The 16,671-nt window shown below is 39.9% G+C and carries 13 protein-coding genes and 1 pseudogene; 5 read left to right on the plus strand and 9 right to left on the minus strand.

What is annotated here, in order from left to right:
* Nucleotides 1-302: 302 nt before the first annotated feature.
* The 3 genes from ACKI5B_RS01900 to ACKI5B_RS01910 form a co-directional block, all read right to left on the minus strand.
* Nucleotides 303-1,952 (minus strand): Na/Pi cotransporter family protein, encoded by a 1,650-nt coding sequence (locus tag ACKI5B_RS01900; protein ID WP_407425275.1) that lies wholly within the window; start codon nucleotides 1,950-1,952, stop codon nucleotides 303-305.
* A gap of 63 nt (nucleotides 1,953-2,015) precedes the next feature.
* Nucleotides 2,016-3,356, minus strand: coding sequence for a sensor histidine kinase (locus ACKI5B_RS01905; RefSeq protein ID WP_407425277.1), 1,341 nt, complete (start codon nucleotides 3,354-3,356; stop codon nucleotides 2,016-2,018).
* Nucleotides 3,353-4,021, minus strand: coding sequence for a response regulator transcription factor (locus ACKI5B_RS01910; RefSeq protein WP_407425279.1), 669 nt, complete (start codon nucleotides 4,019-4,021; stop codon nucleotides 3,353-3,355). Before ACKI5B_RS01910 ends, ACKI5B_RS01905 begins: the two co-directional genes overlap by 4 nt.
* Before the next feature lie 647 nt (nucleotides 4,022-4,668).
* Between ACKI5B_RS01910 and htpG the strand changes: the two genes are divergently transcribed.
* Nucleotides 4,669-6,642, plus strand: a complete 1,974-nt coding sequence (gene htpG / locus ACKI5B_RS01915) for a molecular chaperone HtpG (protein WP_407425281.1) — start codon at nucleotides 4,669-4,671, stop codon at nucleotides 6,640-6,642.
* Nucleotides 6,643-6,801: 159 nt separating this feature from the next.
* Here htpG and ACKI5B_RS01920 read toward each other — a convergent pair whose 3' ends face one another.
* The 5 genes from ACKI5B_RS01920 to ACKI5B_RS01940 all read right to left on the minus strand — a co-directional run bounded on the left by ACKI5B_RS01920 (nucleotide 6,802) and on the right by ACKI5B_RS01940 (nucleotide 10,712).
* On the minus strand, nucleotides 6,802-7,137 hold the full coding sequence (locus ACKI5B_RS01920; RefSeq protein WP_407425283.1) for an NAD(P)(+) transhydrogenase (Re/Si-specific) subunit beta: 336 nt from the start codon (nucleotides 7,135-7,137) through the stop codon (nucleotides 6,802-6,804).
* The gene (locus ACKI5B_RS01925; protein WP_407425285.1) at nucleotides 7,118-8,317 is read right to left on the minus strand and encodes an NAD(P)(+) transhydrogenase (Re/Si-specific) subunit beta; all 1,200 of its coding nucleotides are present in this window, start codon (nucleotides 8,315-8,317) and stop codon (nucleotides 7,118-7,120) included. Before ACKI5B_RS01925 ends, ACKI5B_RS01920 begins: the two co-directional genes overlap by 20 nt.
* Before the next feature lie 12 nt (nucleotides 8,318-8,329).
* On the minus strand, nucleotides 8,330-8,626 hold the full coding sequence (locus ACKI5B_RS01930) for an NAD(P) transhydrogenase subunit alpha part 2 (RefSeq protein WP_407425287.1): 297 nt from the start codon (nucleotides 8,624-8,626) through the stop codon (nucleotides 8,330-8,332).
* Between the two features lie 146 nt (nucleotides 8,627-8,772).
* Nucleotides 8,773-9,540, minus strand: a complete 768-nt coding sequence (locus ACKI5B_RS01935; RefSeq protein WP_407425289.1) for a nucleoside phosphorylase — start codon at nucleotides 9,538-9,540, stop codon at nucleotides 8,773-8,775.
* Nucleotides 9,541-9,581: 41 nt separating this feature from the next.
* Nucleotides 9,582-10,712: an NAD(P) transhydrogenase subunit alpha gene (locus tag ACKI5B_RS01940; RefSeq protein ID WP_407425291.1), complete on the minus strand. Its 1,131-nt coding sequence runs from the start codon at nucleotides 10,710-10,712 to the stop codon at nucleotides 9,582-9,584.
* 213 nt (nucleotides 10,713-10,925) lie between these two features.
* On the opposite strand from ACKI5B_RS01940, the gene nadE reads away from it, so the two are divergent.
* Entirely contained in the window at nucleotides 10,926-11,726 is an 801-nt protein-coding gene (gene nadE, locus ACKI5B_RS01945; protein ID WP_407425293.1) for an NAD(+) synthase, read from the plus strand.
* Between the two features lie 160 nt (nucleotides 11,727-11,886).
* Nucleotides 11,887-12,195: a thioredoxin gene (trxA, locus tag ACKI5B_RS01950; protein ID WP_407425295.1), complete on the plus strand. Its 309-nt coding sequence runs from the start codon at nucleotides 11,887-11,889 to the stop codon at nucleotides 12,193-12,195.
* A gap of 88 nt (nucleotides 12,196-12,283) precedes the next feature.
* Here the strand turns inward: trxA and ACKI5B_RS01955 are convergent, their stop codons facing one another.
* Nucleotides 12,284-14,746 carry a glycogen/starch/alpha-glucan phosphorylase gene (locus ACKI5B_RS01955; RefSeq protein WP_407425297.1) on the minus strand — a complete coding sequence of 821 codons (2,463 nt, stop codon included), beginning with the start codon at nucleotides 14,744-14,746 and terminating at the stop codon, nucleotides 12,284-12,286.
* Between the two features lie 126 nt (nucleotides 14,747-14,872).
* Here ACKI5B_RS01955 and dnaA point away from each other — a divergent pair, with 126 nt between their 5' ends.
* Nucleotides 14,873-16,312 carry a chromosomal replication initiator protein DnaA gene (gene dnaA / locus ACKI5B_RS01960; protein ID WP_407425299.1) on the plus strand — a complete coding sequence of 480 codons (1,440 nt, stop codon included), beginning with the start codon at nucleotides 14,873-14,875 and terminating at the stop codon, nucleotides 16,310-16,312.
* A 234-nt stretch (nucleotides 16,313-16,546) separates the two neighbouring features.
* Nucleotides 16,547-16,671: pseudogene (locus tag ACKI5B_RS01965) on the plus strand (DNA polymerase III subunit beta); the annotation flags it as partial.

Below are 16,671 nucleotides of genomic sequence, written 5' to 3' on the forward strand. Positions count from 1 at the left end.
TTGTACACCTTCGAGGAAAGTTTTTTTTGCTATAAGCTTTTGCCCACCACCCGCATAGCAGGTGGTTTATTGTGAAAACATTCCGCTTCGCTACATGTTTTCACCGGCTCATGCGCCGGAATTAAAACTTTTTACCGCAGCCTACTGAATTTACAGAAAGGACTTCACAGTCTCGCAGCGACGTAGGCTTTTTCCAGATTGAAGAAGTGCTCATTCCAAAAATCAATTCATCGCCCGCCAAATGCTTTGTTGAACTTTTCGCGGGGGTTGAAGGAAAGGAATTGAAAAAGTATCTGTAGCTTTTACACACTTTGCAGCATTGTATAAACACAGTCACCGGCACGTTCGACTTTACGAACAATGTCGATGTATTGGAGTTCTTCTTTTACATCGGCGCCAGATTCAAGACGTTTGCGGCTGGCCTTTTTAAGTTCTTTCTTTGTTTCGTCAATTTGCTGTTCGATAGCTTCGCCGGCAAGTTTTTCGTCTTCCGTAAAGCCGATTGCAAAATAAACGCAGACCTGTTCATAGAAAATGCGGACACTTTCTACGTAATCTTCTATTTCCTTTGCCCGCTGAGATGAAGAATTAAACTTTTCGTTTGAAACATATTTTTTTACAGTGTGCATTAAAGAACAGGTTTCATCACTGAGATTTTCCAGAGTATCTGTGATATGGAGCAGGTCGGAAAAATGAGCGCGATCATCGTGATTTGCATTTGGCAGGCGGGCACATTTTTGCAGGAAATCTGTAATTGCGCCGTTCATTTCATCAATATAGTTTTCAAGATATTTTACGTGATCATTTTCTTTTTCTGCATTTTGTGGATTCATAAAACTGTTGCAGACTGAATCAAACATTTCCATAACCTTTGCACTCATTTTGCTGATTTCACTTTGGATCTGGTAAGAATACAAATCTGCACTGATTCTTGAATATGGCAAAATTGCAGGAAGATGATAATGCTCGTCTTTTTCGGTCTCTGTTTCTGGAATCACTTTTCTGGAAATTGCTGCAATCTGATTTACAAACGGAACAAAAATTACTGTGGCACAAATGTTAAAAATTGTATGAAGCATTGCAATGTGAGTTGTAATGTTCAGAGCCGGTTCAAGTGGAACTATAAAATCGATAAGTGTAAGGAAAGGCTTGAAAATCAAAAGTGCAACAAGCGTTCCTGTAACATTAAAGGCTACGTGAACAAAGGCTGTACGGCGGGCATTGACGCTGGCTCCAAAACTCGACATAACCGCATCAATTGTAGAGCCAATGTTGTTTCCCAAAACGATAGCCGCGCTCAGTTCCCAGCTTAAAGTTCCGTTGCTTGCCATAGTTAAAACAATGGCGGTCATAGCAGAACTTGAATGAATGAGGGCTGTAATCAGGGCACCTAAAAGAACTCCAAGAAGGATACCGCCAATTCCCCATCCGTTTATGACAGCAAAAACTCGGCTGGCACCAGGTCCAAGAGTAAGACTTTCCTTAAGCAGCCCAAGCCCCATGAACAAAAGCGCAAAGCCCATAAAACTTTCTGCAAAATTGTGAATCTTAAGTTTTTTGAAATGTTTTAGAATGTAACCAAAGCCAAAAAGCGGGATAGCTAATGCCGCAATAGAAAAACTGAATCCGAAAAGCGAAACAATCCATGCAGTAACCGTAGTACCAATGTTGGCTCCAAAAATTACGCCGATTGCCTGCTCCAATGTCAGAATCTCTGCGTTTACAAAGGAAACTACCATAACGGTTGTGGCTCCGGACGACTGAATTATGGCTGTAACACCAATTCCCGTAAGAACAGCATAAAATCTGTTGCCGGTGATTTTCCCCAAAAGTTTTTGAAGTCCGCTGCCGGCCCCTTTTTGAATACCGTTACTCAGCATGTTCATGCCAAAAAGCAAAAGACAAAGAGATCCAATAAAACCTATTATTTGTGAGATTACATTCAAAATCATGGGGTTATGATGACTGATAGATGAAGATTTGAAAATTAAGTTTTTGTAAAATTTATGTAAAATTTATATTTCAAACACCACCGTAAAAGTGCTGCCTTTTCCTTCTTCGCTTGTCACCAGCATACTCGCATTGTGATATTTCGAAGCGTGCTTTACGATACTCAAACCCAATCCTGTTCCACCAAGCGATCTCGAGCGGCTTTTATCTATGCGGTAGAAGCGTTCAAAAATCCGTTCTCTTTCGGAGTAGGGAATACCGATTCCTGTGTCGCTAACTGATAGAATCACTTTGTTCCTGTCTCCGGCAAAATTCTGTATTTCCTGGATTTTTATGTTTACGCTGCCGTCGATTTTGTTGTATTTGATGGCGTTGTCCACAAGGTTGTAAATCATTTCGTAGATTACAGGTTCAACGCCGTTGATGAGTCCGGAATCTCCTTCCAGATTAAGAGAAAGATTTTTAGTTTTTGCACTGGCAGAAAGAACCTCCATAACCTCGCGGCAAATTGAACGTAAACTTAAGGCTTCTTTCTCCATTGCGATGGATTTTTCGTCCAGTTTAGAAAGCTTGATGATGTCGTTTACAAGAGTAGTCATGCGCTGGGCTTCGTCGTAAATTGACTTTGAAAAGTCCACTGTAATTTTAGGGTCTGTTCCCCCTTGCATCAGGATTTCTGCAAAGCCGCTTATGCTTGTAAGCGGTGTCTTTAATTCATGGCTTACATTTGCAGTATATTGGGCACGGATTTCTTCCCTCTGGGCTTTTTCAAAGTTTTCTTCGGCAATTCGTTTTGTGAAAGGTTTTAATTCTTCATAAACATCAGAAGATTCAGGCTCATCAAGGTTGATAGAATTAAGAGGATGAACGATTTTTTGGGAAATCCATGAGGCAGAGATTCCAGAAATTATTACAGCAATTACTAATATCAATAAAAGAATCTGACTCATTCCTAAAACCAAAACCCACACAGAATGCTGATTACAGCTGATTCGAAGCACATCTCCATTGGAAAGAAGCTTTGCAAAATAGAGAGTTTTTTCTGTCATTGTAGAAGAATAGCGGGAGACTTTACTTACTCCCTTATCTTTAGCTCCAAGAAACTCTGAACGAAGCGCATGATTTTCCATTTCTTCAAAGGAAACTGTGTTATCAAAATAAACTGAACCGTTACTATGGATTAAAGTAATTCTGTTTTTTGTTTCAAGGTTTTGTAATTTTAGAAGGTCACCATTTAAAACATAATCTTCAAGAAAAATACTTTCGCTTTCCAGTTCATTGAACAGTTGTTCTTCAAAGTATGTATAAAGGTTCCCAAAAAACATAAAAGCGCAGACAAAATAAATGAGTGTTCCGACTAAAAAGGTGTTGATAAAGATTCTAAAAGTTAAAGATTTATTTTTCATATAAACTTATATCCCACTCCACGAATAGTTTCGATTGCATTTCCAGCATCCCCAAGTTTTTGGCGAAGGGTGCGGATATGAACATCAACAGTGCGACTTTCAATATCAGCAGAAATGTCCCAGATGTGTTCCAGAAGCATCTCCCGAGTGAGAACATTACCACGATTTTTTACAAGCAGAACCAGAAGATCGAACTCCTTGACCGTAAGAAAAAGCTGGTGGGTATCTGTAAAAACTGTGTGTTGATTTTCATCAATTTTAAGCTCCCCGGCTTGAAGCAATTCCTTGTGACTGTCTGTTTTTTCGTAACGCCTGAGAACAGCTTTAATTCGAGAAACAAGAGTCATCATTCCAAAAGGTTTTGTAACATAATCGTCAGCACCAGAATCAAGGCCTGTAACCACATCGTATTCTGAATCCTTTGCCGTCAGCATGATTACGGGAATTGTAGAAGTTTTCGGATTTGAACGAAGCTTTTTAAGAATGGAAATACCGTCTTCTTCAGGAAGCATTATATCCAGCAAAAGTAGATCCGGGTTTTTAGTTTGAAGAGCTGACCAAAATGCAGAAGGCAGTGCAAAATCCTGAACTTCAAATCCCTGACTTTTTAATGAATAATTGATGAGTTTACGGATGTTGTCATCGTCTTCAAGAATATAAACCATATCTTAGTTATAAATGATTTGAGTAAAATTGCAATTAAAGAATTGTTAAGTTTGTGTAAAAAATTGAAAAAAGATTGCAAAATTGATCTAAAATGCTTTATCCCGCAGGCCAAAAACTTACGGCTTACGAATTTATTGAAGTTTAAATTAGATAATACTTGAAAGAAAAAATTATTCCAATATAGTACTCCATTTTAAGTAAAGACCTTAAGTAAAATCTAGAATTGAGTGAGTTCAGATGAATCAAAATGAATAGAACTTTTTCGATTTTTGTGCTAAATTAAAAATATCTAGGCAAAAAGTCATAAAATTTACTTATCTGAATCCATCTGAACTCAATCGAGTATTAAAAATATTACAGGTTATGGCGAAAATCCCGACCCGCCAAAGGCGGATGCGCCCTTACTTTTCTGAACTTTTTTCTTTCCCTTTTTAAAAAATTTCATTATCTTTTCCATATAAATATTATTTTGGACAGGACTAATGAATCCGAGAGCGACCGAAAGGTCAAAAATGCTCGGAATCGGGGTTGCGACACAAACTCACTTGAACTTGTTCACCGTGAGTTTGATGGCGCGTTCCCGATGGGAGAGCATTTTTGTATTTTCCGATAATTCCATTCATTAGCACCAGGAGTATATAAAACCATGGCAGAATATCAGTTTCAAACGGAAGTAAACCAGCTTTTAAAGCTCATCATCCACTCAATGTATTCAAACAAGGACATTTTCCTTCGTGAAATTGTTTCTAATGCTTCGGATGCGCTCGACAAGCTCAACTATCTCAAAGTTTCGGACGAGGCTTACAAGGGAGTTAAGAGCGAGCCTAGAATCGACATCAGTTTTGATGACCCGAATAAGGTTCTGACTGTTCAGGATTCTGGAATCGGTATGAGCGAGGACGACTTGAACAACAACCTCGGTACAATCGCACGTTCTGGAACAAAGGCTTTCATCGAAAAAATTGCAGAAGATAAAAACGCCGGAGAATCTAACCTTATCGGTCAGTTCGGTGTCGGTTTCTACTCTGCTTTCATGGCTGCAAAAAGAATCAATGTTTACACACGAAAGGCGGCAAGCGACAAAATCTATAAATGGTCAAGCGACGGCACAAACAGCTACACAATCGAGGAAATCAAGGCCGACAGTGACGAGGCTAAAAAATATGGCTTCGACAAGGCCGAGACTTGCGGTTCTGCAATCGAAATGCTCTTGAACGATGACTCAAAAGAGTACGCTTCACGATGGAAGATTGAAGAGCTTATCAAACGCTACAGTGACCATATCGCATTCCCGATTTACCTTCACTACACACAGAACAAATACGACGACAAAGGCAACATCACTGGAAGCGAAGACAAAATCGACCAGGTAAACTCAGCTTCTGCCCTCTGGAAACGAAGCAAGAGCGAGCTTAAAAAGGAAGACTACAACAACTTCTATAAAACAATCAGCCATGACGGACAGGATCCGCTTCACTATGTTCACACACACGCCGAGGGAACTCAGGAATACACAACACTTTTCTATGTTCCGCCGGTTGCTCCATTCGACATGTATCAGGCTGACTACCAGAGCGGCGTAAAACTTTATGTAAAACGAGTTTTCATCACTGATGACGACCGTGAGCTTTTGCCGGCTTATTTGCGATTCGTACGCGGTATCATCGACAGCGAGGACTTGCCTCTCAATGTAAGCCGTGAGATTTTGCAGCAGAACCGAATCCTTGAGACAATCAAGAGCGCAAGCGTAAAGAAATTGCTCAGCGAGTTCAAGAAAATGGGAGAAGCCGCTGACAAGGCAAAGAAAACTGAGGAATCAAAACGAACTGATGACGAAAAAGCCGCAATCACAAAGTGGAACACATTCGTTAAGAATTTCAATCGCCCGATGAAGGAAGGTCTCTACTCAGACTACGCAAACCGCGAGGAAATCTCAGAAATTGTCCGCTTCAAGAGCACAGATGCAGCCGGAACTGGCGACGACAACTGGACAAGCTTTGCCGACTATGTTCAGCGCATGAAACCTGAGCAGAAGGCAATTTACTATATTACAGGCACAGACGAAAAGAACCTGCGCGCTTCACCACTCCTCGAAGCATACAAGAACAAGGGATTTGAAGTCCTGATTATGGCAGACGAAATCGATGACATCGTAATTCCGTCGCTCATGAAGTACAAAGATTTCGACCTCAAAGCAGTCAACCGCGCGGGCAGCGACGACGAGCTTGGAGTAGACAAGGACGAAGCCAAAAAGAAGGAAGAAGCCTTTAAGCCTGTTCAGGAAAAAATCAAGAAGGCACTTGGCGAGCGCGTAAAGGACGTAGTTCTTTCAAAACGCCTTTCTGACAGCCCTTCATGTATCGTTGTTGACGAGAACGACCCGGGAATCCAGATGGAGCGCATGATGCGCGCAATGGGTCAGGCAGGTCCTGGAATCAAGCCAATCCTCGAAATCAACGGCGACCATGCAATCGTTAAGACACTCGAATCTTGCACAGACGAAGCCTACATCGCAGACGTGAGCGAAGTCCTCTTTGACCAGGCATTGCTTGTGAGCGGAGCCGAGCTCAAGGATCCGATGGAATTCGTTAAGGCAATGAATAAATTGCTGAGCAAGTAAGGTTGTCACACGGATTCGGGATTCCTAACGGAATCCCATATAAAGCCGATGAATGCCGCTTCCTTTGTGGGGAGGCGGCGTTTTTTATATGACACCCACATAAAAAAAGACCTTCCACAAAATCGCAGAAGATCTTTTCATCTTTCAGGCTGTTATGCCTTACTGGTCATTAAACTCGCTTACGAGAGCTGAGACCGTAGCCTTAGCGTCTCCGTAAATCATAACCGTATTGTCGTTGGTAAAGAGCGGGTTCTCAACACCAGAGAAGCCGGTGCCTTTACCACGCTTCAATACGAAGACAGTGCGGGCTTCGTGAGCGTTTACAATCGGCATACCGTAGAGCGGAGAGCTTTCGTCGTTGATAGCATCGGGGTTAACAACATCGTTTGCACCGATAACGATTGCGACATCAACATTGCTCATCTGCGGATTCATCTCGTCAGCAGTTTTCAGCTGTTCGTACGGAACATTTGCCTCAGCAAGCAAGACGTTCATGTGGCCCGGCATACATCGCTTCGCTCCGTTTGCATGAGTGGAAATTATCTACACGCCGCTCACGCGGCTGGCGCATACGGCCTGCAACCGGGTGGATTGCGAAGTTTACTTCTGCACCGTTCTCTTCAAGCTTGTCGCAAAGCTCTTTTACAGCGTGCTGAGCCTGAGCAACAGCCATACCGTAACCTGGAACGAATACAACGTTCTTTGCAGCCTCGAGAATCATGTAAGCATCCTCGACAGACATAGATTTTGGCTCTTTTGCAGGACCATTTGCGCCCTTCTTCTTCTGCCCGCCGAAGCTCTTGAAGAGGAGGGAACCGAATGTGCGGTTCATAGCCTTACACATAATCAAAGTCAAAATCAAACCAGAAGCGCCTACGAGACATCCAGAAACAACCAATACTGTGTTGTTGATTGCGAAACCTGCGAATGCAGCAGCCAAACCAGACAAAGCGTTCAAGAACGAAATGATAACTGGCATATCACCGCCACCGATTGGGATAACCATGGTGAAGCCCAAAAGGAGGAAGATTGCTGTACAAGCGATTACGCCGCATTTTTCGATTTCTGCGAATCCAAGAGGATTTTCCTTAGTAAAGCAGGCATAGGCGATGATTGCAACGAGACCGAGTACACAGAGAACACCGTTTACAGCGTTCTTAGCAGGAATTACCCAGCCCTTGAATGTCATTTTGCCGCTCAATTTTCCCCAAGCAACCAAAGAACCTGTGAAAGCAACAGCACCGATTGCGATTGTGAGTCCAAGAGAAACTGCTGTGAAGTAGTCACCCTTAGAAGCAGCGATGTACTGAGTCAAAGCAACGAGAAGTGAAGAAAGACCACCGAAACCGTTGAACAAAGCAACGAGTTCAGGCATACCAGTCATCTGAACTTTCTTAGACCAGATAGCACCGATTACAGTACCAATCAAAACTGCGGCAACAATCCAGCAGTAGCCGTTTGAAAGAAGCGGATTTCCGCCCCAGGTTGCAGCATCCGTAGAGAAAGCTGACATAACATCTTTCTGAATAAGAACTGTCACCACAGCAATCAGCATACCGATTGCAGAATAAAAGTTACCCTTGCGGGCAGTAGCCGTCTTTCCCAAAAGCTTGATTCCCCGGATAAAGAAGATGCAGGAAATCATGTACAAAACTTTAATCAATGTGTCGTTCATCTCTGCAACCCCTTATTTCTTTTTTGAGTCCTTTGTCTTGAACATACCAAGCATTCGGTCAGTAACCATGTAACCACCGATTACGTTGATAGTAGCAAAAACAATTGCCAGGAAGCCAAGAATAGCTCCAACCTTTCCACCGATTTTAACGGCAGCCGCAGTGATAGAAATAGCACCAACAACAGTGATACCAGAAATAGCGTTTGTTCCTGACATAAGCGGCGTGTGCAGCTGTGAAGGAACCTTTGCAATCAACTCCAATCCAAGGAAAGCAGCGATTACAAATACGAAAATAAGCATTATATCCATAATTTTCTCCTAATTTTTTTGGCATTCCCTGCCTACGGCAGGTCGGGCTTTTCGCACTTCCGCTGTCGCTCCATACCGCAAGCGGTACTGCTTCGCAGGTGCTACAATCCCTAACGCACTGCCTTTTCAAGCAATTCCCGAAAACCTCACAGATTCAGAACAGATTCCATACAGAGCTCGAGAGCAAGCGAAACAGATTTTTTACCCCAGTCACGCTCATCGTAACATTCGGTGTCAGAAAGTGTATCTGCCGTGAAAAGAATTTCACCCCAAACCGCACCACGCATTTGCGCACAGGCAGCAAGAGCGGAACATTCCATTTCAACAACGGAACAGCCTTCCGATTTTCTGTATTCAACTTTCTCCTTCGTCTCCCTGAAAAATCCATCCGTAGACCATGTGACGACTTCCGTATAGGAAAGATTTCGATTTTGCAAAGCCTTTTCTATTGCCTTCCGTGCATCTTTTGAAATCTCAACAAAACGCGACGGCGGCAAATAATGATAAGACGTGCCTTCATCACGAAGAGCCTTGTTTGGAACAAGAAAAACATTTTCTTCCATTGGCGAAAGCACACCGCACGAACCTGCGCTTATGATTTCACGCGAGCCGTAAGAAATAAGCCAGTCCAAAATCTGAACCGCAGCACCAGCCCCACAAGGAGCTTGCACAAGTGCGATTTCTTCATTTCCTTCTTTTACAATGTAAACAGGATAATCTTTCGTAGTGGAAACAAAATGCGAAACAATTTTTGCGCCATGAGAAGCAGCATATCGGTCTATTTCATCGCCCAAAAAAGCAAACACAGCCTTCTTAGGAAGCTCGATTTCCAGCTCCTCATGGTTTGGCATGAGAACAGAATCAGGATTTGTGTCAAATTCCAAAATCGGAATTTCATTTTTCATTATAGCCATCTCTGTCTCCCTTTCGCCTTTTAACCCCTACTCAAATCCGTTTACACCTTAAACCTCTCATGAATAATCTGTCCGCCCTGTGTGAGCAAGCAGCCCTTCATGATGTCATCTTCCATGTTGACTTTGAACTCTTTTGCTTCCTTGTCGTAGAAACCAGCGTGTGTGAGGAAGGCCGTGATGTTTCCAGAGAACATCTTTGAAGCATCATAGGGAACCTGGCGCTCAAGCAAATCGCCCGACATGATTGTAACGCCGTTTTCTGTAACGACATTCTCGAAGAGTTTAGAGCCTTCAACATTTCCGCCTGTTGAACAAGCCATATCAACAACGATTGAGCCCGGCATCATGCGGTCAAGAACGTTTTTTTCTATGAGGCGCGGTGCCTTGCGTCCGAATACCTTAGCTGTAGTGATTACGATATTTGCCTTTTCGCAGACCTTAGCCTGAGCTTCCTTCTGCTTTGCAATCTGCTCTGGAGTAAGCTCTTTTGCGTATCCCTGAGATGTCTGTCCCATTTCGCCCAAGTCGATTTTGACGAAAGATGCGCCGAGAGACTTAACCTGCTCTTCAACGACCGGTCGTGTATCAAAAGCGTCAACGCGTGCGCCGAGTCGTTTTGCAGTAGCGATTGCCTGAAGGCCTGCAACGCCGACACCAATAATGAAAACGCGAGCCGGATTGATTGTACCTGCCGGAGTAACCATCATCGGAAGGATTTTTGGGAGTTTAGCAGCCGCATTCAAAACTGCGACATAACCTGCAAGGGAAGTCTGTGAAGACTGAACATCCATCTTCTGTGCGAGAGTGCTTCGAGGAATCATCTCAAGCGAGACAGCCTGAATGCCTTTTGAAGCAAAATTATTCAGGAGTTCTTTTTCGTTGAACGGATCCATATAGCTTAAATGGAGCGTTCCTTCTTTTATACCGTCAATCGAAGCCGGTTTCATGATACGGACGATGATTTCTGAATCCGCATAAGCATCTTCTTCTTTTGCAACGATTGCTGCTCCTGCATTTTTATAAGCTTCGTCAGTAAAACCGGATTTGAGACCGGCACCTGCAACAACTTTGAATTCAAAGCCCATAGCAGCAAGTTTTTTAATGTCATCAGGAATAAGGGCAACACGTGTTTCGCGCTCGTCCATTTCCTTACAGACCAAAACTTTCTTCATTTTTGAAAGCCTCCTTTTTATTTACAGCTAAAACAAGCTAAACAATATTGTAAATTATACACCCTAATACCAAAAAACAACATAAAAAAACAAATAAATCAAAAATATTTGATATATACCTAAACAAATTGATTTATTTCACAAAGCCTATCTATACTTGTGCTAAAACAATAATATCGATAAATTTAATCTGATTATTTAAGGAGCAATTAAATGAACAAATACAATTTTAATGTAGAAAAAATCACCGATGAAGTAGTTTCCTGGATTCAAAACTGGATAAAACGCAATGGTAACGAACTAACGAAAGTTATTATTGGCATTTCAGGGGGTAAAGATTCTTCAGTTACAGCAGCGCTTCTTGTCAAAGCTCTAGGAAAAGAACGTATCATCGGTGTAATGATGCCAAATGGTGAACAGAAAGATATTTCAGATTCACAAACGCTCGTTAGTCATCTAAAAATACAAAATTTTACCGTAAATATTTCTAAAGCCTACGAAGGTATTCAAGGTTCGTTTGCAGAAGCAAAAATAATTAAAGATCTAAATAATCAAACTAACGATAGTTTTACAAACGTATTTAAAACAAATACTCCAGCCCGATTACGCATGGTCACACTTTATGGAATTGCCGGACAAATTGGTAACTGCCGTGTAGTAAATACCTGTAATTTAAGCGAAGATTTAGTCGGCTATTCAACATTCTATGGAGATGCAGCAGGAGATTTTGCACCTATCAACAAACTTACCACAGAAGAAGTCGTTGCAATCGGTGACTATTTAGGTCTTCCAATGACACTCACGCACAAAGCCCCTTCTGACGGTATGTGCGGCAAAACAGATGAAGATAACCTGGGTTTCACTTACCACGAAGTCAATGAAATCGCTCGTAAAAACATAAAGTCAGAGAATTATGAAAAAATTATCTCAAAATACAAAGCAAATCTTTTCAAAGTCAAAATCATAAATCTTCCATGCTATAAACCGAATTTGCCGTTATTTTTAGATATTTAAAAAATATTGCAAAAAATTATATTGTATTCAATAAAATTTTCTTTCCTTTTTCTTTTTTTTGTGTTATCTTTATAAAAACAAAGGGTGAATCAACCAACCTGAACCGTAACTTACTCTTTCCCCCTTGCAACCCCTTATCTTCCAAAAATAGGAGAAAATTATGGAAATTACATTAACAGAATCAAATTTTGAAGCAGAAGTCTTAAAATCAGACAAACCAGTTCTTGTTGACTTTTGGGCAAGCTGGTGTGGTCCATGCAAAATGCTCGCACCGGTAATTGAACAGATAGCTTCTGAAAATGAAAGCATCATAAAAGTCGGTAAAGTAAATGTTGATGACGAAACTGAACTTGCACAGCGTTTTGGAATTGTAAGCATTCCAACCGTAATTCTTTTCAAAAATGGAGAAGAAGCAAAAAAATCAATAGGCTTTGTTTCTAAAGAAACTCTGGAAGCAATGTTCAAATAGCTTTATACCAAAAATTAGGGCCGACCTTTTATGAAGTTTTTTAAGCTTCAAGGTCAGCCCTAAAAGAAAATTAATCAGCAAATTTCTGCTATTTTACTTCGCTGTCATCAACAGTAACTTTCTTTAAGTGCCAGATGTCACGCACATAATCTTCAATCGTACGGTCTGACGAGAATTTGCCGGAATTAGCAATATTGATGAGAGCTTTCTTTGCCCAGCCTTTTTTGTCGGCATAAGCTTTTGCAAGTTCTTCGTGTGCTTTAACATATTTGTCAAAATCAGCAAGAACATAGTAAACATCCGGACGCTGACCTTCAACACCATAAACGAGAGAATCATGAATTTCTTTGAAGACCTGCCGGCTTGGATCGTAAGTACCGTCAACGAGCTGTTCAACAACTTTTTCAAGCTGAGGATTGCGTTCAAGATACTGCTGCGGATTGTAAGAATGTTCTTCTTCCATTTTGAGAATTTCCGGAGTAGTGTGACCAAATACAAATCCGTTTTCTTTACCTGCTTCTTCGAAAATTTCAATGTTTGCACCGTCAAGAGTACCCATTGTAAGTGCACCATTTACCATGAACTTCATATTTGATGTACCTGAAGCTTCTTTACCGGCTGTTGAAATCTGTTCTGAAACATCTGCCGCCGGGAAGATTTTTTCTGCAACTGAAACACGATAGTTTTCTATAAAGACAACACGAAGTTTTCCGCCAATGCGGCGGTCATTATTTACGCGCTCAGCAACAGTATTGATAAGTTTGATGATTGCCTTTGCACGACGGTAACCTGAAGCTGATTTTGCACCAAAAATGAATGTGCGGTTCGGCGGATTGTAGCTAGGATCTTCGATAATGCGGTTATAGAGATACATAATGTGAAGAACATTAAGGAGCTGACGTTTATATTCGTGCAATCGCTTAACCTGAACATCGAAAATTGAATCCGGATCAAGGAATTCGTTCTGCTTGTGCTTAAGGAATTCAACAAGAGCTTCCTTATTGTGACGTTTAATCTGAATAAGCTCGTCAAGAGAAGCACCGTCATCAGCAAACTTTTCGAGTTCCTTAAGTTTAGTAAGATCCTTTTCCCAGCCGTGACCAATTCTTTTTGTAATAAATTCAGCAAGTTCCGGGTTTGCATTTAAAAGCCAGCGGCGCTGAGTAATGCCATTTGTCTTATTATTAAATTTCTTTGGATAAAGTGTATACCAGTCTTTAAGTTCCTGATTTTTAAGCAATTCTGTATGAAGTGCTGCAACACCGTTTACACTGAAACCTGCATGAATTGCAAGCCATGCCATATAAACTTTGCCATCATGAATGATTGACATGTGGTTCTGCTTCTGATAATCGCTTGGGAATTTTGCACGAAGTTCAATCATAAAGCGGCGGTTAATTTCTTCTACAATCTGATAAATTCGAGGTAAAAGCCCCTGGAAAATTGAAATATCCCATTTTTCGAGTGCTTCAGCAAGAATTGTGTGATTTGTATAAGCAAAAGTTTTCTGAACAATTTCCCATGCTGCATTCCAGCCAATTCCATATTCGTCCATAAGAATACGCATAAGCTCAGGAATAGCTACAACCGGATGTGTATCGTTGAGCTGAATTACATGAAGTTCAGGGAATTTGCTGAAATCAGTACCATAATTTGCAACAAAGTGATGAACTAAATCCTGTAGAGAAGCAGAACAGAAGAAATACTGCTGTTTTAATCGGAGAACTTTACCCTGCGGACCGTTATCATTTGGATATAAAACGCGTGTTACATTTTCTGCATCGTTCTGACGAATAACAGCTTCATGATAACGCATATCGTTAAAGAGCTGTAAATCGAATCCGTTTGGAGATGAAGCCTGCCACAAACGGAGAGTATTTACGGTATTTGTATCATAACCGACAACAGGCATATCGTAAGGAGTAGCTGTAATTTCTTCGGCATTCTCGATATAGAAGCGGTCCTGTCCGTCTGGAGTTTTACCGTATTTAATTTCACCGCCAAATTTTACAGTAACAGCCAGATCACTTCGTTTGATTTCCCAAGGGTCACGATGTTTTAGCCAGTTGTCAGGATATTCAACCTGATATCCATTTTCGATTTTCTGCTCAAACATGCCGTACTGATACCGGATTCCGTATCCATGACCTGGATAATCCAAAGTTGCCAGAGAATCGAGGAAACATGCAGCTAAGCGTCCAAGACCTCCATTTCCAAGACCAGCGTCCGGCTCTTCGTCTTCAATAAGATTGAGATTAATATTCATACCGTCAAGGACTTTTTTGACTTCATTTTTAATTCCGAGATTGATGAGATTGTTGCTCAATGCACGGCCCATTAAAAACTCTGCCGAAAGATAATACAACTGCTTTACAGGCTTTTTTTCATAAGCATTGCGGGTTGCCATCCAGGCTGGCATAATTACTTCTTGAACTGAAGCAGAAACTGCATCGAACAAGTCATGGCTGTTTGCCTGAGAAATATCTTTACCATACTGTCTTCGAAGACGAGCTGAAAGATTCTCTCTAAATACCTCTGCATCAAATTTCATTTTAAACTCCTTTAAAAAATATCATTTACATTATAACACAACTATTAAATTATTTTAAGATTTAAATTTTTTTTTTTAATATTTTTACCGTTGAGAAAATTCATTTTTCAAACTAAAATAAATCCCATGTCAGAACAAAATTATAAAGAAGTTTTTGAAGAAACAATGAATCAAATCTGTGACGAATATAAAGCCGCAGGCAAAGAAAATGATTTTAAACTTTTTTTCAAGCTTGACTATATTGAAGATACAATTTCTGAAATAAAAGTATCTGTTCCATCAAAATTTTTGTGGGACAGAATGCTTCAAAAGGGAAATATTGAAAAAGTAAAATCAAAAATTAATGAATTAATGGGTCAAAATATAGAAATATCACCGGTTTTCAATTCAGCTCCGGCAGAAACTCCAAAATTTCAGCCGGCAGAATTAAAATCACAGAATTCTATAACTGATAATAAACAAAAATCTCAAAAAGATTATATTGAAAATTTTGAACTTAATTCTTCTCTTGAATCAGAACCTTCAGTTCCTAAACATCCCCAGCTTCTGGAAGAATTTACTTTCAATAATTTTGTTCCTGGTGATAACAGTCAATATGCATATTCTGCATGTCTTGCTGCATCTAAATCCCCGGGACACAAAAATTATAATCCTATTCTTCTTTATGGACCTTCAGGGGTTGGAAAAACTCATTTGATGGTTGCAATCGGAAATTACATATATTCTCAAAATCCAAAACAAAAAATTGCTTATATAACAACTGAATCTCTCATGAATGAATTCACTGCATCTCTTCGTGAACATTCAACTGATAAATTTACCAAAAAATACCGGAAACTGGATGTACTTCTTCTTGATGACATTCAATTCCTTGAAAAATCAGAAAAACTCCAGGATGAACTGTTCTATACGTTTGATGAAATTTACAATCGTAAAGGTCAGATTGTATTTACAAGTGACCGTCCAGTAAAAGAAATTTCAGGAATTGTGGAAAGACTTAGAACACGATTTGCCCGGGGACAAAGCATTGATTTAAAAGTCCCGGATTATGAAACTCGTCTGGCAATTATCGAAAAAAAACTTGAATCTCAGGGAAAATCAATTCCTCAGGATGTTAAAGAACTAGTTGCACACACATTCCAGTCAAGTGTAAGGGAACTTGAAGGTGCTCTTTCAAAAATGATTGGATATGCCGAACTTATGCATAAAGAATTAACAATTGAAATAGCAAAAGAACAACTGAATGATTCTATAAGTTCTGTTGATAATGTAAAAATCACAGCTGATACAATTCAAAAAGTGGTAAGCAATTACTACAATGTTTCTGTTGAAGATTTAAAAAGCAATACAAGAAAAAAAACGGTTGCTATTCCACGTCACATAGCTATTTACCTTGTAAGAAATCTCACAGAATATTCTCTCATGGATATTGGAAGGGAATTTGGCGGACGCGATCATACAACAATCATGAATTCAATCGAAAAAATTGAAAATCAACTAAAAATTGATTTTATGATTAATAACACCATAAAAATTCTAAAAAAACAAATTGAAGAATATAAGTAGAAATATTGTTTATAATATGTTAAAATGCAGTTGAAGAATTGTGGAAAACTTTATTTTTTGTTGATTTGTGGAAAACTTGTGGATTAATTAACATTATTTTTCCATTTTTTATTTTCTTATAAATTAAACATTTATATTACTTTTCCACAAATTCATGTGACTTATTATTACTACTACTAAATTTTTTAAAATTTAAAATTAATATGTCCTGTGGATATCAAAAAGGAGAATAACATGAAATTTACTTTCGACAGAAATTCAATGATTAATGAAATTTCCATAGCTCAGGAAATTATTTCCACAAAAAATGCTTTATCTATTCTTTCTAATATTCTCCTTATTGCTGAAGGAAATACATT

The sequence above is a fragment of the Treponema sp. genome (assembly GCF_045657965.1).
In the GTDB taxonomy this organism is placed as follows: Bacteria; Spirochaetota; Spirochaetia; order Treponematales; family Treponemataceae; genus Treponema_D.

Bases quoted from the DNA above. Each gene is read 5' to 3' on its own strand.
- ACKI5B_RS01920 (WP_407425283.1), bottom strand. From the start codon at position 7,137: ATGAACGTCTTGCTTGCTGAGGCAAATGTTCCGTACGAACAGCTGAAA.
- ACKI5B_RS01940 (WP_407425291.1), bottom strand. From the start codon at position 10,712: ATGAAGAAAGTTTTGGTCTGTAAGGAAATGGACGAGCGCGAAACACGT.
- nadE (WP_407425293.1), top strand. From the start codon at position 10,926: ATGAACAAATACAATTTTAATGTAGAAAAAATCACCGATGAAGTAGTT.
- ACKI5B_RS01925 (WP_407425285.1), bottom strand. From the start codon at position 8,317: ATGAACGACACATTGATTAAAGTTTTGTACATGATTTCCTGCATCTTC.
- ACKI5B_RS01905 (WP_407425277.1), bottom strand. From the start codon at position 3,356: ATGAAAAATAAATCTTTAACTTTTAGAATCTTTATCAACACCTTTTTA.
- dnaA (WP_407425299.1), top strand. From the start codon at position 14,873: ATGTCAGAACAAAATTATAAAGAAGTTTTTGAAGAAACAATGAATCAA.
- ACKI5B_RS01955 (WP_407425297.1), bottom strand. From the start codon at position 14,746: ATGAAATTTGATGCAGAGGTATTTAGAGAGAATCTTTCAGCTCGTCTT.
- trxA (WP_407425295.1), top strand. From the start codon at position 11,887: ATGGAAATTACATTAACAGAATCAAATTTTGAAGCAGAAGTCTTAAAA.
- ACKI5B_RS01900 (WP_407425275.1), bottom strand. From the start codon at position 1,952: ATGATTTTGAATGTAATCTCACAAATAATAGGTTTTATTGGATCTCTT.
- ACKI5B_RS01930 (WP_407425287.1), bottom strand. From the start codon at position 8,626: ATGGATATAATGCTTATTTTCGTATTTGTAATCGCTGCTTTCCTTGGA.
- htpG (WP_407425281.1), top strand. From the start codon at position 4,669: ATGGCAGAATATCAGTTTCAAACGGAAGTAAACCAGCTTTTAAAGCTC.
- ACKI5B_RS01935 (WP_407425289.1), bottom strand. From the start codon at position 9,540: ATGGCTATAATGAAAAATGAAATTCCGATTTTGGAATTTGACACAAAT.
- ACKI5B_RS01910 (WP_407425279.1), bottom strand. From the start codon at position 4,021: ATGGTTTATATTCTTGAAGACGATGACAACATCCGTAAACTCATCAAT.